The organism is Micromonospora sp. NPDC049274 (genome assembly GCF_040678875.1).
In the GTDB taxonomy this organism is placed as follows: Bacteria; Actinomycetota; Actinomycetes; order Mycobacteriales; family Micromonosporaceae; genus Micromonospora.
Map to the genome: position 1 here is coordinate 152,894 of NZ_JBFAQS010000013.1, position 18,961 is coordinate 171,854.

19 protein-coding genes, 1 tRNA gene and 1 other RNA gene are annotated in these 18,961 nt (G+C 71.1%); 10 read left to right on the forward strand and 11 right to left on the reverse strand.

Annotated features, from left to right (window positions below):
• Window positions 1–9: 9 nt before the first annotated feature.
• Window positions 10–1,464 carry an MFS transporter gene (locus AB0K10_RS23500; protein WP_363686705.1) on the reverse strand — a complete coding sequence of 485 codons (1,455 nt, stop codon included), beginning with the start codon at window positions 1,462–1,464 and terminating at the stop codon, window positions 10–12.
• 107 nt (window positions 1,465–1,571) lie between these two features.
• Here AB0K10_RS23500 and AB0K10_RS23505 point away from each other — a divergent pair, with 107 nt between their 5' ends.
• Together AB0K10_RS23505 and AB0K10_RS23510 are read left to right on the forward strand one after the other, a co-directional pair.
• Window positions 1,572–2,213: an HNH endonuclease family protein gene (locus AB0K10_RS23505; protein ID WP_363686707.1), complete on the forward strand. Its 642-nt coding sequence runs from the start codon at window positions 1,572–1,574 to the stop codon at window positions 2,211–2,213.
• Window positions 2,213–2,605 (forward strand): hypothetical protein, encoded by a 393-nt coding sequence (locus AB0K10_RS23510; RefSeq protein ID WP_363686709.1) that lies wholly within the window; start codon window positions 2,213–2,215, stop codon window positions 2,603–2,605. Before AB0K10_RS23505 ends, AB0K10_RS23510 begins: the two co-directional genes overlap by 1 nt.
• Window positions 2,606–2,693: 88 nt before the next feature.
• On the opposite strand, the gene AB0K10_RS23515 is transcribed toward AB0K10_RS23510, so the two are convergent.
• The 7 genes from AB0K10_RS23515 to AB0K10_RS23545 form a co-directional block, all read right to left on the reverse strand.
• A complete protein-coding gene (locus AB0K10_RS23515; protein WP_363686711.1) occupies window positions 2,694–3,797 on the reverse strand; it encodes an oligopeptide/dipeptide ABC transporter ATP-binding protein in 1,104 nt (367 codons plus the stop codon).
• A 76-nt stretch (window positions 3,798–3,873) separates the two neighbouring features.
• Window positions 3,874–4,887 carry an ABC transporter ATP-binding protein gene (locus AB0K10_RS23520; protein ID WP_363686713.1) on the reverse strand — a complete coding sequence of 338 codons (1,014 nt, stop codon included), beginning with the start codon at window positions 4,885–4,887 and terminating at the stop codon, window positions 3,874–3,876.
• Between the two features lie 8 nt (window positions 4,888–4,895).
• On the reverse strand, window positions 4,896–5,858 hold the full coding sequence (locus AB0K10_RS23525; protein WP_363686715.1) for an ABC transporter permease: 963 nt from the start codon (window positions 5,856–5,858) through the stop codon (window positions 4,896–4,898).
• Window positions 5,855–6,859 carry an ABC transporter permease gene (locus AB0K10_RS23530; RefSeq protein WP_363686717.1) on the reverse strand — a complete coding sequence of 335 codons (1,005 nt, stop codon included), beginning with the start codon at window positions 6,857–6,859 and terminating at the stop codon, window positions 5,855–5,857. Before AB0K10_RS23530 ends, AB0K10_RS23525 begins: the two co-directional genes overlap by 4 nt.
• Window positions 6,860–6,941: 82 nt before the next feature.
• Window positions 6,942–8,603, reverse strand: coding sequence for an ABC transporter substrate-binding protein (locus AB0K10_RS23535; RefSeq protein WP_363686719.1), 1,662 nt, complete (start codon window positions 8,601–8,603; stop codon window positions 6,942–6,944).
• Window positions 8,604–8,918: 315 nt separating this feature from the next.
• Window positions 8,919–9,512 (reverse strand): recombination mediator RecR, encoded by a 594-nt coding sequence (recR, locus tag AB0K10_RS23540; protein WP_007466277.1) that lies wholly within the window; start codon window positions 9,510–9,512, stop codon window positions 8,919–8,921.
• A gap of 8 nt (window positions 9,513–9,520) precedes the next feature.
• Window positions 9,521–9,829: a YbaB/EbfC family nucleoid-associated protein gene (locus AB0K10_RS23545; protein ID WP_266249772.1), complete on the reverse strand. Its 309-nt coding sequence runs from the start codon at window positions 9,827–9,829 to the stop codon at window positions 9,521–9,523.
• 316 nt (window positions 9,830–10,145) lie between these two features.
• On the opposite strand from AB0K10_RS23545, the gene AB0K10_RS23550 reads away from it, so the two are divergent.
• A complete protein-coding gene (locus tag AB0K10_RS23550) occupies window positions 10,146–10,823 on the forward strand; it encodes a DUF998 domain-containing protein (protein ID WP_363686721.1) in 678 nt (225 codons plus the stop codon).
• Window positions 10,824–10,923: 100 nt separating this feature from the next.
• Here AB0K10_RS23550 and AB0K10_RS23555 read toward each other — a convergent pair whose 3' ends face one another.
• Entirely contained in the window at window positions 10,924–14,019 is a 3,096-nt protein-coding gene (locus AB0K10_RS23555; protein WP_363686723.1) for a DNA polymerase III subunit gamma and tau, read from the reverse strand.
• A gap of 191 nt (window positions 14,020–14,210) precedes the next feature.
• Window positions 14,211–14,300, reverse strand: an RNA gene (gene ffs, locus AB0K10_RS23560) — signal recognition particle sRNA small type.
• 82 nt (window positions 14,301–14,382) lie between these two features.
• Between ffs and AB0K10_RS23565 the strand changes: the two genes are divergently transcribed.
• Window positions 14,383–14,467: transfer RNA gene (locus AB0K10_RS23565), tRNA-Ser, on the forward strand.
• Between the two features lie 121 nt (window positions 14,468–14,588).
• Window positions 14,589–15,413, forward strand: a complete 825-nt coding sequence (locus AB0K10_RS23570) for a class I SAM-dependent methyltransferase (protein ID WP_363686725.1) — start codon at window positions 14,589–14,591, stop codon at window positions 15,411–15,413.
• A 56-nt stretch (window positions 15,414–15,469) separates the two neighbouring features.
• Here the strand turns inward: AB0K10_RS23570 and AB0K10_RS23575 are convergent, their stop codons facing one another.
• Window positions 15,470–15,709 carry a flavin reductase gene (locus tag AB0K10_RS23575; RefSeq protein WP_363686727.1) on the reverse strand — a complete coding sequence of 80 codons (240 nt, stop codon included), beginning with the start codon at window positions 15,707–15,709 and terminating at the stop codon, window positions 15,470–15,472.
• A gap of 198 nt (window positions 15,710–15,907) precedes the next feature.
• Here AB0K10_RS23575 and AB0K10_RS23580 point away from each other — a divergent pair, with 198 nt between their 5' ends.
• The 5 genes from AB0K10_RS23580 (at window position 15,908) to AB0K10_RS23600 (ending at window position 18,918) form a co-directional block, all read left to right on the forward strand.
• Window positions 15,908–16,675 (forward strand): helix-turn-helix transcriptional regulator, encoded by a 768-nt coding sequence (locus AB0K10_RS23580; RefSeq protein WP_358102759.1) that lies wholly within the window; start codon window positions 15,908–15,910, stop codon window positions 16,673–16,675.
• On the forward strand, window positions 16,666–16,857 hold the full coding sequence (locus AB0K10_RS23585) for a DUF397 domain-containing protein (RefSeq protein WP_363686729.1): 192 nt from the start codon (window positions 16,666–16,668) through the stop codon (window positions 16,855–16,857). The genes AB0K10_RS23580 and AB0K10_RS23585 overlap by 10 nt, the downstream gene beginning before the upstream one ends.
• Window positions 16,858–16,924: 67 nt before the next feature.
• A complete protein-coding gene (locus tag AB0K10_RS23590) occupies window positions 16,925–17,668 on the forward strand; it encodes an alpha/beta hydrolase (RefSeq protein WP_363686731.1) in 744 nt (247 codons plus the stop codon).
• 108 nt (window positions 17,669–17,776) lie between these two features.
• On the forward strand, window positions 17,777–18,331 hold the full coding sequence (locus tag AB0K10_RS23595; RefSeq protein ID WP_363686733.1) for a hypothetical protein: 555 nt from the start codon (window positions 17,777–17,779) through the stop codon (window positions 18,329–18,331).
• Between the two features lie 92 nt (window positions 18,332–18,423).
• Complete coding sequence (locus AB0K10_RS23600; RefSeq protein WP_363686792.1) at window positions 18,424–18,918, forward strand: hypothetical protein; 495 nt, start codon at window positions 18,424–18,426, stop codon at window positions 18,916–18,918.
• Window positions 18,919–18,961 lie beyond the last annotated feature (43 nt).

Genomic DNA, 18,961 nt, shown 5'->3' on the forward strand with positions numbered 1-18,961 from the left:
ACCGCCGGGCTACGACCGCGACGTCGCCCGAGGCGGCCGGTGCACCAGCACGAGGGCCAGCACCGCGCCGGCCAGCAACAGCCCCGCGCACCAGGCCAGCGCGCCCCGGAACGCGTCGGTCAGCTCGGTCTTCTGCTCGTACCCGCCGCCGGAGAGGCCGACAAGCAGCGGCAGCGCGGCCACCGCGAGCAGACCGCCGGCCCGGGACGCGGCGTTGTTGAAGCCGCTGGCCACCCCGGAGAACCGGTCCTCGACCGCGGCGAGCACCGACGCGGTCAGCGGCGCCACCACAAGCGTCAGCCCGAGGCCGAAGAGCAGCACCCCGGGCAGCACGTCGGTCCAGTACGACGCGCCCGGATCGACGCCGCGCAGCAGCAGCAGACCGACGGCAGCCACCACCGGCCCGACGGCCAGCGGCAGCCGGGGGCCGATCCGTGCCGACAGGGCACCTGCCCGGGCCGACCCGACGAGCAGCAGCAGCGTCATCGGCAGCAGCGCGATCCCGGTGCGGAAGGCCGACCACTCGACCACGTTCTGCAGGTAGACGGCGAAGAAGAAGGTGAACCCGTTGAGCGCCGCGTAGACCACGACGGTGAAGATGTTCAGGACGGAGAAGAGCCGACTGCCGAACAGCTCGGTGGGCAGCATCGCCGTGTCGCCACGCCGCCGTTCCAGCAGCACGAAGGCCACCGCGGCCAGCACCCCGACCAGCGCGGCGACCAGCACCGACGCCGAGGCGAAGCCCCGCGTGGGCGCGTCGATCAGGGCGTACGTGACACCGGCGAGCGCGAGCGCGCCGAGCAGCGCCCCGGCCACGTCGAAGCGGCGTCGCGTCCGGCCCGGCCCCTGCGTCCGGGAGGCGTTCTCGTCCCGGCTCTCCGGCACCCAGCGGGCGGTGGCCAGCACCACCAGCACGGCTATCGGCACGTTCAGGAAGAAGATCCACCGCCAGGACAGCGCGTCGATCAGCCAGCCGCCGAGGAACGGGCCCAGCGCGGTGGACACGCCGGACAGCCCGGCCCAGGCGCCGATCGCCTTCCCCCGGTCGTCCGGGTGGAAGCTGGCCTGGAGCACCGACAGGGAGCCGGGCGTGAGCAGCGCCCCACCCGCGCCCTGGAGGAACCGGGCTCCGATCAACCAGCCGGTGCCCTGGGACAGCCCGCACAGCACCGACGCCAGGGTGAACCACACCACCCCGATCAGGAAGAGCCGTCGTCGGCCGAAGCGGTCCCCGAGCGCCCCGCCGAGCAGAACGAACGCCGCCAACATCAGCAGGTAACCGTTCACGGTCCACTGGAGATCGGCCACGTCGGCCCCGAGGTCCTGGCCGAGTTTCGGCAGCGCCACGTTGACGACGGTGCTGTCGAGGAAGACCATGCCGGAGGCGAGCACCGCGGCGAGCAGCGTCCCCCGGCCGGCGGCGGTGCCCATTCTAAGAGCGGGCGACGGTACGGCTGTGGTCATCTCACCAATCTGCCTTGCACGATGTGGGAGACGCCACGAAACGCCGAAACCGTCCCCGGGTACTGTGCGCAATCGCCAGAAGCCCGCAAGCTGGAGAGGTGTCGTCTGTGCGTACCAGATCAGGACCGCGCGCGGCGGTGACCGCGCTCGTCGCGGCGCTGGCGCTCGGCGTAGCCGGTTGCGTCCCTCCGGACGAGGCGGGCAAGCCGCCACCCCCGGGCGACGGCGGCAACGCCGCTCAGCAGTTGGGCCAGCTGACCGTCGCCACTGCCGGCTCGATGAAGGGCTACAGCCGGGACCACTTCCCGCACTGGCGGAACACCGGGAAGAACTGCGACGTGCGGGACAGCATCCTGCAACGCGACGGCAAGGACGTGAAGCTGTCCGGCTGCAACGTCGTCGGCGGTCGGTGGGAGAGCGCGTACGACGGCCGCAACGCCACCGACCCCTCCGACGTGGACATCGACCACACGGTGCCGCTGGCCAACGCGTGGCGCTCGGGCGCCGACGAGTGGGACGACGCGAAGCGCGGCGACTTCGCCAACGACACGACCCGGCCCCAGCTCCTCGCGGTTTCCGCGTCCTCCAATCGGGCAAAGGGTGACCAGGACCCGTCCCAGTGGAAGCCGGCGAACCGGTCGTACTGGTGCCAGTACGCCAGAGACTGGGTGACGGTCAAGCACCACTGGCGGCTGACGGTGACCAGTGCCGAGAAGGCCGCCCTGACCGACATGCTGGAGGGCTGTTGATGAGTGAGGGAGCTGCGACAGGCGCCGAGCCGAAAGGTGACACAGGCCCGGCCGCGGCCGGCATGACCGCCGATGGCAGCGCCGAACCCTCGGCCGCGGTGCCGGGGGCCGGCATGGTCGCGGACTCCGACGGCGCCGGTGGCGCGCAGAGCCGCACCGCCGACATCGTGCCCGGCCCGGGTGGGGTGATGACCGACGAGGTCGGGGTGGTCACCGGTGAGCTGACCCTGCGCACCGAGTACGCCGACGGCAAGATCACGCTGCGGGTGCAGTACAAGGACGCGGACGAGTGGTACGCGGTGACCGGCGGCTCGGTCCCGCTCGGCGACCCGGCCGGGCTGGACGCGGTGCACGCCGTGGCGGTGGCCCTGCTGCACCGCCCCGAGGGCTGACCGAGCGCCCGTGGAGGCGGTGCGCGGCCGGTCCCGGTCGATGATCGGATCGAGCGGGCCGGCCACGCTCACGCGGACCAGGTGCGCCTCAGACGTACGAGCCGGGCTCGCTGGGCGCCGACACCACGCCCGGCGCGTCGCCCTCGTCGGCGGGCCGGGTGATCTGCGCGCTGACCTGGTGCGGGCGCAGCTCACCGCTGGCGATCTGCTCGGCGAAGTGGCAGGCCACCCGGCTGGCGCCGATCTCCCGCAGCACCGGTCGTTCGTCGGAGCAGCGGGTGGGCTGCGCCCACGGGCAGCGGGTGTGGAAGCGGCAGCCGGACGGCGGGTTGGCGGGCGAGGGTAGGTCGCCGGCGAGCAGGATCCGCTCCCGCCGGTCCTCCACGTCCGGGTCCGGCACCGGCACCGCCGACATCAGCGCCCTCGTGTACGGGTGCAGCGGCTCCGTGTAGAGCCGGTCGCTCGGCGCCTCCTCGACAAGCGCGCCCAGGTACATGACACCGACCGTGTCCGAGATGTGCCGTACCACCGCGAGATCGTGCGCGATCACCAGGTAGGTCAGCCCCAGGCTGTCCTGCAGCTCGTCGAGCAGGTTGACCACCTGGGCCTGGATCGAGACGTCCAGCGCGGAGACCGGTTCGTCCGCGACGATCAGCTCGGGCCCGAGCACGAGCGCGCGGGCAATGCCGATGCGCTGCCGCTGTCCGCCGGAGAACTCGTGCGGATAGCGGGACAGCGCCCAGCGCGGCAGCCCCACCGCGTCAAGCGTCTCGCCGATGATCCGCCGCCGGTCGGTGCGGTCGGCGCCGATCCCGTGGGTCTGCATCCCCTCGGTGAGGATCGACTCGACGTTCTGCCGCGGGTCGAGACTGGACATCGGATCCTGGAAGATCATCTGCATCCGGCGGCGCATCGCGCGCAGCTTGCCCGGCGCCAGCGTGGTCAGCTCGACGCCGTCGAAGCTGACCTCCCCGGACGTCGGCGGGGTGAGCTGGAGCAGCGCCCGCCCGAGCGTGGACTTGCCACAGCCGGACTCGCCCACCAGGCCGTACGTCTTGCCACGCGCGATGGTCAGGTCGACACCGTCGACGGCCTGCACATGGCCGACCACCCGGTCGAACAGCACTCCCCGCTTGATCGGGAAGTGCACCTTCAGATCGCGAACCTCGACGAGCGCGTCGTTGTCGCTCACGCCAACACTCCGCTTCGCTCCGCGCCGGCGTGAGACGCCACGCTGCTGTGCCTGATGGTTCGCTCGCTACGCTCGCTCACGCTGGCTCCTCCTCGCGCGGGGCGGGCACGGTGCCGGGCACCGGCTCCGGATTGACGCACCGGTAGCTACGACCGTCGTGGGCGAGCACCAGCTGCGGCGGTTCACCGACGCACTCGTCCGTCCGCCGAGCGCAGCGCGGCGCGAAGGCGCAGCCGTCCGGCCACGGCAGCAGGTCGCGGACCGAGCCGGGAATCGGGTTGAGCTTCTCGCCCCGCCCGGCGTCCAGGCGCGGCACCGAGCCGAGCAGACCCACGGTGTACGGGTGGCGCGGCGCGCGGAACAGCGGCCGACGTCGGGCGGTCTCGACCACCCGGCCGCCGTAGAGCACGTTGACGGTGTCGCACATGCCGGCCACCACCCCGAGGTCGTGGGTGATCATCAGCAACGCGGTGCCCGAGTCACGGACCAGAGCCTTGAGCAGTTCCAGGATCTGGGCCTGGATGGTGACGTCCAGAGCGGTGGTGGGCTCGTCGGCGATCAGCAGCCGAGGCTGGCAGGCCACCGCCATGGCGATGAGCGCGCGCTGCCGCATCCCGCCGGAGAGCTGGTGCGGGTACTCCTTCAGCCGGCGCCTCGGGTCGGGGATGCCGACCCGGTCGAGCAGCTCGGCCGCCTCCTTGGTGGCGGCCTCGCCCTTCATCCCCCGGTGCCGGGCGAGCACCTCGGTCACCTGCAACCCGATCGGGATCACGGGGTTCAGCGAGGACAGCGGGTCCTGGAAGATCATGGCGATGTCCCGGCCGCGGATGTCGCGCCGCGACCGATCGTCGAGTTGGAGCAGGTCGGTGCCGTCGAAGACGGCCTTCCCACCAACCCGCAACCCGGGCTGCTTCGGCAGCAGGCCCATGATCGCCAGTGACGTGACGCTCTTGCCGCAGCCGGACTCGCCGACCAGGCCGACCACCTCACCGGCGTCGACCGAGAAGGACACACCGTCGACCGCGTGCACGGCACGCTGGCCACGCCGGGCGAACGTGACGGACAGATCGTCAACTTCGAGCAGTGCCATGACCGGGCCTACTTCCGCAGCTTCGGGTCGAGGGCCTCACGCATCGCCTCACCGAGCAGGGTGAACCCGAGCGCGGTGATGATGATCGCGATTGCCGGGTAGATCGCCAACGACGGCCGGATACCCAGGTACTGCTGCGCGTCGGCGAGCATCACACCCCATTCCGGTACGGCCGTGTCCGGGTTGCCCAGGCCGAGGAAGGAGAGCGCCGCGGCCTCGATGATCGCGGTAGCCAGGGTCAGGGTGGCCTGCACGATCACCGGGGCGAGCGAGTTGGGTACGACGTGGGTCAACGCGATCTTCGACTTCTTCACACCGAGCGAGGTGGCCGCCAGCACGTAGTCGCTGTTGGCCTGGGAGATCATCGAGCCGCGCAGCAGCCGGGCGAAGACCGGCACCGAAACCACGCCGACCGCGATCATCACAGTGGTCAGGCTGGCCCCGAGCAGGGCGGCGATGCTCACCGCCAGCAGCAGGCTCGGCATCGCCAGCAGCATGTCGACGAACCGCATCAGGGTGGTGTCGATCCACCGGCCCCACCGCCCGCCGAGGCCGGCCGCGGCACCGGAGACGCCACCGATCAGGGCACCGATGGCGAGACCGATGAGCGTGGAGACCACACCGACGAGCAGGGTCTGCCGGGCGCCCACGATCATTCTGCTGAACTCGTCGCGGCCCTGGTGGTCGTACCCGAACCAGTGGTCGCCGTCGACTCCGGGGATGACACCGGGCTTGATCAGCCCTTCCCGGATGCCGATCGTGTCGGTCGGCGCGTACGGCACGAGGAACGGGCCGATCACCGCGACCAGCACGAAGAGGGCCAGGATGACCGCGCCGACGATCGCGGCCGGATTGCCGCGCAGCCGGCGAAACGCCTCCTGCCAGAGACTCACCCCCCGCTCGTCATCGCGGGCCGCCAACTCGGAGAGCCGGTCGATCTTCTCGCGCTTCTTGCCTGGGCTGAGCGTCATCGCACCCTCACCCTCGGATCGATGAAGCTGTAGGAGAGGTCGACCAGGAGGTTCACCAGCACGTACACCACCGCGATGATCAGAATGAAGCCCATCAGCACCGGATAGTCGCGCTGGCCGATCGCCTCGGCGACGAACGCTCCGATGCCGCTGAAGGCGAAGACGGTCTCGGTCAGCACGGCGCCGGAGAGCAGGCCGCCGGCGAGCAGGCCGATCGAGGTGGCCACCGGCAGCATCGCGTTACGCAGCACGTGCCGGCGCCGGACCGTCTGCTCGGTCAGGCCCTTGGCCTCGGCGGTACGCACGAAGTCCTCGTTGAGCACCTCCAGCACGCTCGCCCGGGTGATCCGGACGATGATCGCCAGCGGGATGCTTGCCAACGCGATGCTGGGCAGCACCAGATGCCATAGCGCGTCGGCGGCGGCGTCCCACTCGCGGGTCATCAACCCGTCGAGGACGAAGAAGTTGGTGATCCGGGTCGCTCCGAGGGTCGGGTCCTGACGGCCGCTGGACGGGAACCAGTGCAGGTTCTCCGAGAAGATCGCCTTGAGGACGTAGCCCAGGAAGAAGACCGGGATGCAGATGCCGATGAGCGAGCCGCCCACGGAGGCGTGGTCGAAGAACCGGCCCCGACGGCGGGCGGCCAGGTAGCCCAGCGGAATACCCACACCGATCGCGATCACCATCGCGGTGATGGTCAGTTCGACGGTGCCGGGGAAGCGCTCGATGAACTCGGTGGTGACCGGCCTCTTGGTGGAGGTCGAGGTGCCCAGGTCGAGCTGCACCATCCGTCGGACGAAGCGGCCGTACTGCACGAGGATGGGCTCGTCGAGGCCCATGTTGTGCCGGATCGCGGCGCGCATCTCGGGCGTGCCGCGCTCGCCGAGGATGGCGGTCTCGGGGCCGCCGGGCAGTCGCCGGAGCCAGATGAAGAGCAGGAGGGAGAGCCCGAACAGCGTGGGTATCAGCTGCAGCAGGCGTCTGACGATGAACCGGAACACGGCGGCCTCGAAGGGTTGCGGAGGGTTACGGGCGGGCGCTGTGTGACAGCGCCCGCCCGCGTTCCTTGCGTTGGTGCAGGACCTACTTGAACTCGGCGGTGGCGTACCGCTCGTCGGTGAGCGGGCTCGCCTTGACCCCGGTCACGTCCTTGCCGAACACGATCGCCGGCGGGGAGTGCGAGATCGGCACACCCGGCAGGAAGTCCATGATGGACTTGTTCAGGGCCTTGTACTTCTCGGTCCGGGCCGCGATGTCCGCGGTGGTGTCCGCGTCCTTGAACTGCTCGAACAGGGCCTTGTTGTTGAAGCCCCACTCGTCCTTCGGCCGGTCGAAGAAGGTGCCGATGAAGTTGTAGGCGTCGCCGTAGTCGCCGGTCCAGCCCAGGAAGTGGATGTCGTGCTTGCTGCCGGACGTGGTGGCGTTCAGGTAGTCCGGGCTCCACTTCAGCGGGATCGCCTGGACGGTGATGCCAACGGCCTTCAGGTCCGCCGACAGCAGCTCGAAGATGTCCTTCGGGTTCGGCATGTACGGCCGGGTGACCTCGGTCGGGTAGTGGAACTTCAGGGTCAGGTTCGACGCGCCGGCCTCGGCCAGCAGAGCCTTCGCCTTCGCCGGGTCGTAGGTGTACTTGGTGACGTCACCGTTCCAGCCGTCGACCGTGTCCGGCATGAAGTTGTCGGCGACCTTCGCACCCGGAGGCATCTTCGAGTCGACGAGCTGCTGACGGTTCAGCGCGTACGCGATGGCCTGCCGGACGCGGATGTCGGCGAGCTTCGGGTTGCCCTTCTGGTTGAGCGCCAGGTAGAGCACGTTGAACGCCGGGCGGGTGAGGACGTTGAAGCCCTCGCTCTTCAGCGGCTCGACGTCCGCCGGGCCGACCAGGTCGTAGCCCTGGATGTCACCGGAGCGCAGCGCCTGCTTGCGGGCGTTCTCGTCGGAGATCGTCTTGAAGATCAGGGTCTTCAGCTTGGCCTTGTTGCCGGCGTAGTCGTCGTTGCGCTCCAGGGTCAGCGTCTTGTTCGCGACGTCCCAGGACTTGAACTTGAACGGGCCGGTGCCGGTCGGGTGCGCCGTGGCGTACGCCGGGTACTTGATGTCCTGCGCGGTGCCGCCGACGTTGCTGGCGTCGAACTCCTGCAGCGCCTTGGGGCTGTGGATGGAGAACGAGGGGAGCATCAGCGCGGCCGGGATCTTGCTGGAGACCCGGGTGAACGCCAGGTCGACAGTGGTCGCGTCCTTTGCGGAGCAGGACTTGAAGAGGCTCGGCGGCAGGTCCGCGTTCTCGTTCTTCGCGAAGCCGCCCATGACGTCCTGCCAGTACGCGGTGACGTCCGGGCTCTGCATGAGGCCCTTGGCGTTGTACCAGCGGTCGAAGTTGGCGCAGACCGCCTCGGCGTTGAAGTCGGTGCCGTCGTGGAACTTCACGCCGGAGCGGAGCTTGAACGTCCAGGTGGTGCCGGCGGCGTCCGGGGTCCAGGATTCGGCCAGACCGGGGGTGACCTTCGTGCCACCCTCCTCCGGTCGGACCAGGGTCTCGAAGACCTGGCGCGCCACGCGCAGCGACTCACCGTCGCTGGCGAAGCTCGGGTCGAGCACCTTCGGGTCTCCGGCGACGCCGAAGACGAGGGTGTCCTTCTTGCTACCGCCGGATTTGTCGTCGCGGTTGCTCTCGGCGCAGCCTGCTACCGCGAGGGCCGCGACCGCGACGGCCGCGATGGCGACCTTCGGCCTGGGTGCACGCATGTGTGCTTCACCTCGTCCTTGGGGGTACGGACAACGTGGTGACAGGGGTCACCGATGGCCGTGACCATAGCTCTCGTTGTGTCCACCCGGAAACCGCTGAGTGGACTGTTGGTATCGGATCGTGCCTCAATCGCTGCTTGACAAACGATTCGAAGGTGAAACGGCCCCGCGACCGTATATTCCGCACCCACGATGCCAAACTGTTACGTCGAACCGCCCCAATGAGGGACCTGGTGTCAGATCATTTCCGGGCAGTGACGCAGCGATGGCTGGCACCCCGGTCGGGTGCCAGCCATCGGCCGTACGCTGCGGGGCTCAGACGGCGCGACGCCCCTCGAAGGCCCGGCCCAGCGTGATCTCGTCGGCGTACTCCAGATCGCCGCCGACCGGCAGCCCACTGGCCAGCCGGGTCACCGCGATCCCCATCGGCTTCACCATCAGCGCCAGATAGGTGGCGGTCGCCTCGCCCTCGGTGTTCGGATCGGTGGCCAGGATCAACTCCCGGACCGCGCCGCCGCTCAACCGGGTCATCAGCTCCCTGATGCGCAGGTTGTCGGGGCCGATCCCCTCCAGCGGATTGATCGCGCCGCCGAGCACGTGGTAGCGACCGCGGAACTCACCGGTCCGCTCGATGGCCACCACGTCCTTGGGCTCCTCCACCACGCACAGCACCTCGTCGGTGCGGCGCTGGTCGCGGCAGATCCGGCACTGCTCGGACTCGGCCACGTTGTAACAGGTCGTGCAGAAGCGCACCAGCTCCTTGACCTTGCGCAGCGCGCCGGCCAGCCGGGTGACGTCGGCCGGATCGGCCGACAGGACGTGGAACGCGATCCGCTGGGCGCTCTTCGGGCCCACGCCCGGCAGTCGTCCCAACTCGTCGATCAGGTCCTGGATGGCGCCCTCGTACATCTGCCGGCTCAGAAACCGGGCAGGCCGAGGCCGCCCATGCCGCCGGCGACCGGACCCATCTTGCGCTCGGTCAACTCGCGCGCGGCCTCGGCGGCGTTGTGCACGGCCGCGACCACCAGGTCCTCCAGCGTCTCCACGTCGTCCGGGTCGACGGCCTTCGGGTCGATCTTGATGGTCTTCAGCTCGCCGGAGCCGGAGACGGTCGCGGTGACCAGCCCTCCGCCGGCGGTGCCGGTCAGCTCGGCCTCGGCCAGCTCGGCCTGGGCGGCGGCGATCTGCTGCTGCATCTTCTGCGCCTGCTTCAGCATCTGCTGCATGTTCGGCTGTCCACCTGGGCGCACGGATGGCTCCTTCTCGCACTCGTCTGCTCGGCCGCCGACCAGCCTAACCGCTGGGACCGACCCCTTCCCGCCCGGTGCGTCCGCCCCGCCGAGCCTTGCCGGCGCCGTGCGCGGGCCGGGAATGACGCGGCTCACAGCCGGTCGTACTGCTCGCGTACCAGCGACTCGGCGACGGGCACGGTGTCCGACGAGCTGACGACCACTGCCCCCGTGACGGTACGGCTACCACTACCCCGAACCGGCCATCTGCGGGTAGTGCGCCGGGTGCTGCCGCACTGGTCTGCTCGACGGCATGAACCTCAACCGCACGGGCCGGGCCGGCGCACTGTGCTGGGTGGTCGCCGCACCGATCTTCCTCGTCGCCAGCCTGGTCACCGGCCTGCGCTGGCGCCAGCCGGCCTACAGCTGGGCCACCCACAACATCAGCGACCTCGGCAACGTCCACTGCGGCATCTGGGACACCACCAGACCCCGATACGTCTGCTCGCCCTGGCACCCGTTGATGAACGCCGCGATGCTGACCACCGCCGTCCTGCTCGCCGCCGGGCTCCTGCTGACCTGGCGGTCACTCGGTCGCGGCGGGCTGGTGCGCTCCGCGCAGACGCTGCTGCTGCTGGCGGCCGGCGGGTATGCCCTGGCGGCCCGCTACCCGGCCGACGTCGACGAGAACCTGCACGTCCTCGGCGCATTCCTGATCATGGGATTGGGCAACGTCGGGCTGCTCCTCGCCGGCTTCGCGCCGAACACCACGGTGCTCGGCCGCTGGAGAGCGCTCACGCTCGCCGCCGGGCTGACCGCGCTGGCGGGAACCGTACTGTTCTTCGCCCAGGAGGGCTTCGGGATCGGCGTCGGCGGCATGGAACGCGTAGCGGTGCTGCCCTTTCCGGTGTGGGCCTGCTGCCTGGGCGCCCTGCTCGCCGAAACCCCCGCCGACCGGCCGACACCCAACCAATCGGCCGCGGCGACCTGACGTGGCTGAGCGGCACGGGCACGGCGATCGTTGGCAGCTCAGCGGGGCGGCACTCGGCGTGTCGAGTCGCTCAGCTGCCAACGATCAAGGGAACGCGGATCTAGCGGGCGTCGACCTCGTCGATCTTCTCGGCGCCGAAGGTTTCCCGGAGCAGCCGTACCGCCTGCTCCTCGCTCGACTCCCGGGCGGTCTTCTCGTCGATGACCTCGTCCAACGGTTCGTCACCCGGATCGAACCCCTCGTAGGTCGGTGCCGTCGCCGGCGCCGCGCCCCCCGGCCGCCTACCGCGCTGCGGGCCGTCGAAGTCCGGGTCGTAGGGAGGCTCGCCGGCCCATTCGGCGTCCGCGACGGGTCGGGCCGCCGATGCGGTACGCGGACCGCGCCCCGCCGCCGCCGCGCGGGCCGCGGCGATGGCGCTGCTCACCGGGGCGCCACCGGCTGCCGCCGGCTGCCGGACCACCGCCGTCGGGTTGGCCGCCCCCGCGCCCGGCCTACCTGTCGTCGAACCTGTGCCACCTGGATTGCCGCCGTTGGAGCCGTTCGCCGCACCCGGGCCGGCAGGGCCGCCGGCACCGTTCGTGCTGACCGACGTCGGTGCCGAGCCGGAATCGTCCGGGACACCGTCGGCCGTGGCTGCGCCGCCAGGTCGGGCGGCCTCCGGCCAGTCCTCGTCATCCGTGGCCGGGGCCGGGGCGTTGCCGCCGGGACGGGCCGCCTCCGGCCAGTCCTCGTCATCGGCGGCCGCCTCGGCGGGCTGGCTACCCCCACCGTGACCGGTGGACCCGCCCGCACCGACACCGCCCCGCGAACCCGGGCCGGCAGTACCCGTGGAATTCCCGGCGGTGAACGGTGCGTTCGGGCCGGCGGCAGTGGTCGCGTTGGTCGAGACGTACGTGTTCGTCGCGGGCGCGGCGTGCGCGTTCGATGCACTACTCGCCGGACCGGCGCTCGGCGCGGCGGCGTGCCCGTTCGACGCGCCACTCGCCGAACCGGCACTCGGCGCGGCGCTCGCTGGGCCAGCGCTCGGGGCAGCGGCATGCGCGGTCGACGCGGCGTTCGGGCCGGCGCTCGGGGTGGCGGCGTGCCCGTTCGCCGGGCCGGCACTCGGGGTGGCGGCGTGCCCGTTCGCCGGGCCAGCACTCGGGGCGGCGGCGTGCCCGTTCGCCGCGGGCGGAGCGCTCGTCGGAGCGGCAGCGGGTGCGTTCGGCGGGGCGGCCGGGCGGGGTGGCGCGGCTGGCTGGGAGCGCGGCGGGCCGGACAGCGACACGCCACCCCGCTCGCCGGCCACCTCGCAGCGGATCTGCCAGCGCCCGCCCAACTCCTCGTAGAGCGCGTCGGTGAGCACCGCCGCGTGATCGGCCATCATCTTTGCCAGCACGGTGGACTTGACCGTCAGCACCAGCATGTCGCCGTCGAGTTCCCGCACCACCGCGTCACGCATGAGGGCGGCGATCCGCTTGTTGGTCCGGTTGACCTTGCCGACCACGTCGGGCCAGGCACGGCGGACCGCGACCGCGTCCAGTGCGGCGGCCGGCGCGCCGGGGCGCGGTGGCACGGGTGTCGCCGGGTCGGGCAGTACGGCCGACGGCGGCACCACGCGACGCGGGGCCGGGGAGCCGGTGCCCGCTCCGGCGGGCGAGACGGGCGCGGCCGGGTCAGCGGAGGTCGACGCCGCGACGGCCGAAGCTCCGGGCGATGCCGGAATCGGTGAGTCGGCCCCCGAGGGTGCGTACGACGTCGGTGCGGCGGGTGCGCGAACGTCCGAGCCCACGACGCCCGAACCCGCAGCACCCGAGCCCACAACGCCCGGTCCGGCAGCACCCGGGACGGCAGCACCCGAACCCGCAGCGGCTGCGATCCGCGTGCCCGGTGTCGGGGACGCGGACGGGTCGACATCCCACGGCGGTGCGGAGGTCGGGGCGTTGGCGGGTGCCGGGGTGGCGGCAGCCGGGACCGGAGGGGCGTGCTGTGGGCGTACCCCTTGGTGGGTCGCTGCCGCGGAGCCGGCGGCGGCCGACGGCGCGTCGGTGCCGCTCAGGGTGAGCCGGCGTTCCATCCGTTCGAGGCGTTGGAGCAGGCCGCCTGTGGAGTCGTCCGCGCCGGGCAGCAGCATCCGGGCGCAGATCAGCTCCAGCAGCAACCGGGGTGCGGTGGTGCCGCGCATCTCGACCAGCCCGTTGTGCACGATGTCGGCGCAGCGGGACAGCGTGGCCGAGCCGAGCTGCGAGGCCTGGGCCGCCATCCGCTCGAGCTGGTCGGCGGGGCCGTCGATCAGGCCCTTCGCGGCGGCGTCCGGCACCTGCTGCAGGACGATCAGGTCGCGGAACCGCTCCAGCAGGTCGGAGGCGAACCGGCGCATGTCGTGCCCGGCCTCGGCGACCCGGTCCACGGTGGCGTACGCGGCCGCGCCGTCACCGGCGGCCAGCGCGTCGCACATCTCGTCGATCAGCGCCGAGTCGGTGACCCCGAGCAGCGCGACGGCCCGGGCGTAGCCGACCCCCTCCGGGCCGGCGCCGGCGATGAGCTGGTCGAGTACGGAGAGGCTGTCCCGCATGCTGCCGCCACCGGCGCGTACCACAAGCGGAAAGACCGCTGGTTCGACGGTGACTCCCTCCGCCTCGCAGAGCTGCTCCAGATAGGGGCGCACCACCTTCGGCGGAAACAGTCGGAACGGGTAGTGGTGGGTCCGCGACCGGATCGTGCCGAGGACCTTCTCCGGCTCGGTGGTGGCGAAGATGAACTTGACGTACTCCGGGGGCTCCTCGACGAGCTTGAGCAGGGCGTTGAAGCCCTGGGTCGAGACCATGTGCGCCTCGTCGATGATGTAGATCTTGAAGCGGCTGCTGGCCGGCGCGAAGAAGGCGCGCTCGCGCAGCTCGCGGGCATCGTCGACACCGCCGTGGCTGGCCGCGTCGATCTCGATCACGTCGATCGAGCCGGCACCGTCGGTGGCCAGCGAGCGGCAGGAGTCACACTTGCCGCACGGCTCGGGGGTGGGGCCCTGCTCACAGTTGAGCGAGCGGGCCATGATCCGGGCGCTTGTCGTCTTACCGCAGCCCCGAGGGCCGGAGAAGAGGTAGGCGTGGTTGAGCCGCCCGCTGCGCAGCGCCTGCGACAGCGGCTCGGTGACGTGCTCCTGCCCGATGACCTCGGCGAAGGTACGCGGCCGGTACTTGCGGTAGAGCGCCAGCGTCACTCGTCCCGCCTCCTCTCGACCGAGCCATTCTGCGCCGGTCGGGCGCGGGTGACCACCCACCCCGCCGGGCAGCTTGGGTTACCCCGGGTTGCCGCGCTTGATCGACTCGGCTTCCTGGAAATCGGGGTGTCCGCGTGCCTGGGATGGCCCAACATCAAGGATGTCGAGTGGATCAACCGGCCTACAGACGAAAAGGCCTCCCGTGCACCCGGCAGAGCTCGCTTATCCTTGCTGCCTTCCGGCCCTGGGGAGGTTCACGAGATACCGCCGCACGGGAGGTGACGCCAACCCTACCCGACCGCCCGTCGATCTTCAGGGGGTGGTGGGGTGGCCCGGCCGGCGGGGGCCTGTATCCTGGCTCGCGGAGGATTCGCCTAGAGGCCTAGGGCGCACGCTTGGAAAGCGTGTTGGGTTTACACCCTCACGAGTTCGAATCTCGTATCCTCCGCTCGCTTGAGCAGGCAGAACGACAGGGCCGGCCCCCACGGGGACCGGCCCTGAGTCGTCTGCGGAAGACCTCGACCGAATATCGGTCGGCCCCTGTCCACCCCTGTGGTCTCATCGACGGCATGGCGTGGGAGTGGGACGAGACGTTGTTCGCGGGCAGCGCGCGTCACTACAGCGTGGGCCGGCTGCCCTATCCACCTGAGCTGGCCGACGCGATCCGTACGGCGCTCGACCTCGACGGCACCGGTCGCCTCCTGGACGTCGGTTGTGGCCCCGGCTCGTTGACGCTGCTGCTCGCGCCGCTGTTCGAAGCGGCGGTGGGCGTCGACCCGGACCGGGGCATGCTCGCCGAGGCGCAGCGCCGAGCCGAGGCGGCCGGGACCACCGTCGAGTGGCGGTGCCTGCGCGCCGAGGCGCTGCCGGCAGATCTGGGTACGTTCCGGGTGGCCACGTTCGCGCAGTCGTTCCACTGGATGGATCGGCCACTCGTGGCCCGGCGGGTCCGCGACATGCTCGCGCCGGACGGGGCCTGGGTCCACGTCAGCGCCACCACGCATCAGGGCGTGACCGGGGACGACCCGCTGCCATACCCTCATCCGCCGTGGCCGCGCATCAACGAACTGGTCGCGCGCTACCTGGGGCCGGTCCGCCGGGCCGGTCAGGGATCGCTGCCCTCGGGCACTCCCAGCGGCGAGGGGGAGATCATGCTGGCGGCGGGCTTCACAGGCCCCACCCGGGTCACCGTCGAGCAGGGCATGGTCGTGGAACGCTCGGTGGACGAGATCGTCTCGGCGGTGTTCTCGCTGTCCAGTTCGGCACCGCACCTGTTCGCCGACCGGCTCGCCGCCTTCGAGGCCGACCTGCGTGAACTGTTGACGGCGGCGGCGCGGGACGGCCGCTTCGCCGAGCGCCGACAGGACGTGGGCCTCGTCATCTGGCGCCCCTGACGAGAGGGCGAGCGACGCCCGCGCGCTCGTCGCAGCGAACGCCCCCGGCCAGGCCCTCACCCTCGGGCGCGGGCCCAGGAGAGGAAGCGTTCGGTGAGCCGGGCCGGGTCGACGTCCCGGAGGTGTTCACCGGCTTCGGCCTGGAGCGTCGCCAGGTAGACGGTCAACGCCAGCCGGTCGTGCCGGTACTCCCCGAGCAGCCGCAACTTCGCCGCCGAGCAGGGCCAGGCGATGCCGCACGCCGCGCAGCGCCAGGTGGGACGGGTGGGCAGGTGGTTCCGGTGGCGGCGGCGCAATTCGGGCCTCCTTCGCTGTGGAAGGGGGCCGCCCCGCCCTCCCCGCCGGGGCGGCCCTCTGACTGACGTCGGCCGCCGGGCTCTCGCGCCTCCACCGGCCTCGCCGTCTTCTGTGGACCACCCTGTGGCGCGTAACCGGACAAGTACACCCCGTAGCTATATGGTCTCCAGATATTCGAGACATCCGGTGGAGGAGCCATGAACGACGCGCTGCGGGTGGCGCTCAACGACACCGGGCACACCACCGAGTCCCTCGCCGAGACCGTCGGTGTCGACCCGAAGACCGTGGCGCGTTGGTTGACCGAGGGGCGCATTCCGCATCCTCGGCACCGGTTCGCGGCAGCGGAAGCCCTCCACAAGGACGTGTCGGACATCTGGCCGGACACTTCAAGACGTCGTGACCCCATCTGGTTTCGTCCGTGGCAGGAAATCGAGCGCGAGGCGGTGTCGCTGCGCTGGTTCGAGTCCACGGTCCTGCCGGGGTTGCTCCAGACCGAGGCGTACGCCCGCGCGGTGCTCGGCGGCGCGGGCCTGATCCCCCGCGGTGAGATCGAGCGGCACCTCAGCGTGCGGCTCAACCGCCAGGGCGTGCTCAAGCGGGACGACCCGCCGCAGTTCACGGCCGTCATCGACGAGGCGATCCTGCACCGACCGGTGGGCGGCCGGGCGACCATGCGCGAGCAACTGCTGGCAGTCGTCGCGGCGTGCGCGGAGCCGCACATCCGGGTGCACGTCGTGCCCAGCGCGGTCGGGGCGTACGCCGGGCTCAACGGGCCGTTCGTGATCGCACACAGTCACGACCACCGGGTCGCCGGTTACCTCGACAACCAGCTCCAGGGACAAGTGGCTAGCGACCCGGACGACATCGCGGCCATGATGGCCGCATGGGAGAACGTGCGCGGCGAGGCGCTGTCGCATCGGCAGTCGGTCGATTTGATGACGGAAGTGGCGGAGACATGGAGTTGAACGGCGCCCGGTGGCGCAAGAGCAGCCGCAGCAGCGGCAACGGCGGCGCGTGTGTCGAGGTCGCCGACAACCTGCCCGGCGTGATCGGCGTACGGGATTCCAAGGACCCGAGCGGGCCGGCCCTCACCTTCGCGCCGACAACCTGGCGAGCCTTCCTCACCCACCTCCCCCGCCGCGCCTGACGGCTCATCACCGCCTAACGTCGATGGCGGGGCGACCCACTGAAGGTTCGCCGGACGGGAGACGGTGATGACTGTTGTCTTCGTGCACGGCGCCTGCGTCCGCGACGGGGAGTGGTGGTGGTCGCGGGTCGCTGCCGCGCTGCGTGCCGACGGCATGGACAGCGTCGCGGTCCGGCTACCGAGCTGCGGCGAGGTGCCGGGAGCGGCTGCCGACTTCGCGGCGGACGTCGCGGAGACCCGCCGGGTGCTGCGCGAGGTCGGGCCGGCGGTGCTTGTCGGGCACTCCTACGGCGGCGTGGTCGCGACCGAGGCCGCCGGCGCCCCCAAGACCGGCGAGCCCGCCGAGACCGTCGGCCGCAGCGAGGCCGTCGGAGACGTGCGCCACCTGGTGTACGTCAGCTCGTTCCTGCCGGACGTCGGCCAGTCCCTGGCCGATCTCGGCCCGGGTGAGCCGGCCCCCTACCTGGACTTCTCGCCGGACGGCACGTTCGGTGTACGGCGTGATTCGGTGCGCGAGCTGTTCCTCCAGGACTGTGACGAGCAGGCGGTCGAGGGCGCCGTCGCCCGGCTGACCCGCCAGGCGGCCGCGGTGCTCACCGCCCCGGTCCAGCACGCCGGGTGGCGTCACCGACCGTCGACGGCGATCGTGTGCGCCGAGGACCGCGCCACCCCACCCGCGCTGCAACGTGCTCAGGCCGCTCGCGCCACCCGCGTGGTCGAACTGCCCACCGGCCATCACCCGATGCTCTCGCACCCACATCTGCTCGCCGCGGCCCTGCGCGACGTGGCCCCGAGACCGCATCAGCCGTAACGGCGACGGCGACACCGGCGGCGGCACCGGTAGCGTGCCAGGGACCGGCGGACACCGGAGCCGTCGTACACATGTTCTATCCACAGGCTGTGGACGGCGGAGGGTTCGATGGGTTACCAGCTCAGCGCGGTGGTCGCGGACGCCGAACTGCTCCGCGAGCAGACCGCCGGGCTGGATCACGCGGTCCTCGGCGAGCTGCGGCAGGACTTCGCCCTGCTGCCGATCACCCCACAGTTGGTGGTCGAGCTGACCGGCTCGCTGCCGGACTACGCGACGGACGACCGGAGCGCCGCCCGTCCGTTCGACCTGGTGCTGTCGCCCGCGCTGGTCGAGCCGCTGGCACGCTGGTCGCGGTCGGGGCCGGTGGCGTACGTGGAGGCCGAGTTCGGCGGTGGCGTCGGCCACCAGTCGGCGGTGGTGTGGCTGGGCGGCGCCCTGTCCTGGGGTCCGCGCTTCGACGACGTCCTCGACGGGCCGCGGGAGGAGTGGCCGATAAACGCGGCACTGGTCCAGCTCGGCGTCGAACGCGGCACGTGGATCGATCCGTTCGCCGAGGTGGGCCTGCATCTGGAGCGCAACACCGACGGGTGGCTGACGCACGGTCGGCGGCGACTCAGCGCCGACTATTGGGACGAGCTAGTCGAACAGTGGGAAAACCAGTAATCCGGCGACGGGCAGCAACCTGAGCGGCCCCGGTCCGTTGGGGACTGGGGGACTCCATGAAATTGCGACAATTCGCGTTTATTGCCATGCTGCTGACTGCTGCCTCGATCGCGGGCAGCGGTACGACGCCACCCGGCCGGATGCCGCCGAACCGGCCCGCCGGCACCGTCGAGGTCATCGACCTGAACGGCCTGCGGAACATCGAGTTCGGCGACACCGAGGCCGAACTGACCCGCCGAGGCGTCCTGCGCACCGACCAGGACGCCTGCGGCCCGGTGCTCACCGGCCACGACACGGTCAGCCCGGTCTTCGTCGAGGACAGACTGGTGCTGTTGTGGGTCGGTGATCCGATGCGAACACCGGAGGGCATCACGGCCGGCTCACCGATCGACGAGGTCTGGGAGCGTTACCCGTCGGTCGCGCGGCTCCCGGCTCCACAGGGGACGCATCGGCTCGACGGGCTACTCGCCCGCAGCGGCGACCGCGCGTACCTCTTCCTGCACGACGGACGCACGGTCCGAAAAACCATAGCCGGGTACGCCGACTGGGCCCGCCGGCTCTTCGACGAGGGCACCGGACCCTGCTGACCCGCCCGAAGCGGTGGGCGGCCGATCCACGATGGAACGACCG

Excerpts from the sequence above, each read along its gene's own strand:
- AB0K10_RS23590 (WP_363686731.1), top strand. The coding sequence starts at position 16,925 with ATGACTGTTGTCTTCGTGCACGGCGCCTGCGTCCGCGACGGGGAGTGG.
- recR (WP_007466277.1), bottom strand. The coding sequence starts at position 9,512 with ATGTACGAGGGCGCCATCCAGGACCTGATCGACGAGTTGGGACGACTG.
- AB0K10_RS23535 (WP_363686719.1), bottom strand. The coding sequence starts at position 8,603 with ATGCGTGCACCCAGGCCGAAGGTCGCCATCGCGGCCGTCGCGGTCGCG.
- AB0K10_RS23510 (WP_363686709.1), top strand. The coding sequence starts at position 2,213 with ATGAGTGAGGGAGCTGCGACAGGCGCCGAGCCGAAAGGTGACACAGGC.
- AB0K10_RS23585 (WP_363686729.1), top strand. The coding sequence starts at position 16,666 with ATGGAGTTGAACGGCGCCCGGTGGCGCAAGAGCAGCCGCAGCAGCGGC.
- AB0K10_RS23570 (WP_363686725.1), top strand. The coding sequence starts at position 14,589 with ATGGCGTGGGAGTGGGACGAGACGTTGTTCGCGGGCAGCGCGCGTCAC.
- AB0K10_RS23525 (WP_363686715.1), bottom strand. The coding sequence starts at position 5,858 with ATGACGCTCAGCCCAGGCAAGAAGCGCGAGAAGATCGACCGGCTCTCC.
- AB0K10_RS23595 (WP_363686733.1), top strand. The coding sequence starts at position 17,777 with ATGGGTTACCAGCTCAGCGCGGTGGTCGCGGACGCCGAACTGCTCCGC.
- AB0K10_RS23545 (WP_266249772.1), bottom strand. The coding sequence starts at position 9,829 with ATGCAGCAGATGCTGAAGCAGGCGCAGAAGATGCAGCAGCAGATCGCC.
- AB0K10_RS23550 (WP_363686721.1), top strand. The coding sequence starts at position 10,146 with ATGAACCTCAACCGCACGGGCCGGGCCGGCGCACTGTGCTGGGTGGTC.
- AB0K10_RS23500 (WP_363686705.1), bottom strand. The coding sequence starts at position 1,464 with ATGACCACAGCCGTACCGTCGCCCGCTCTTAGAATGGGCACCGCCGCC.
- AB0K10_RS23520 (WP_363686713.1), bottom strand. The coding sequence starts at position 4,887 with ATGGCACTGCTCGAAGTTGACGATCTGTCCGTCACGTTCGCCCGGCGT.
- AB0K10_RS23580 (WP_358102759.1), top strand. The coding sequence starts at position 15,908 with ATGAACGACGCGCTGCGGGTGGCGCTCAACGACACCGGGCACACCACC.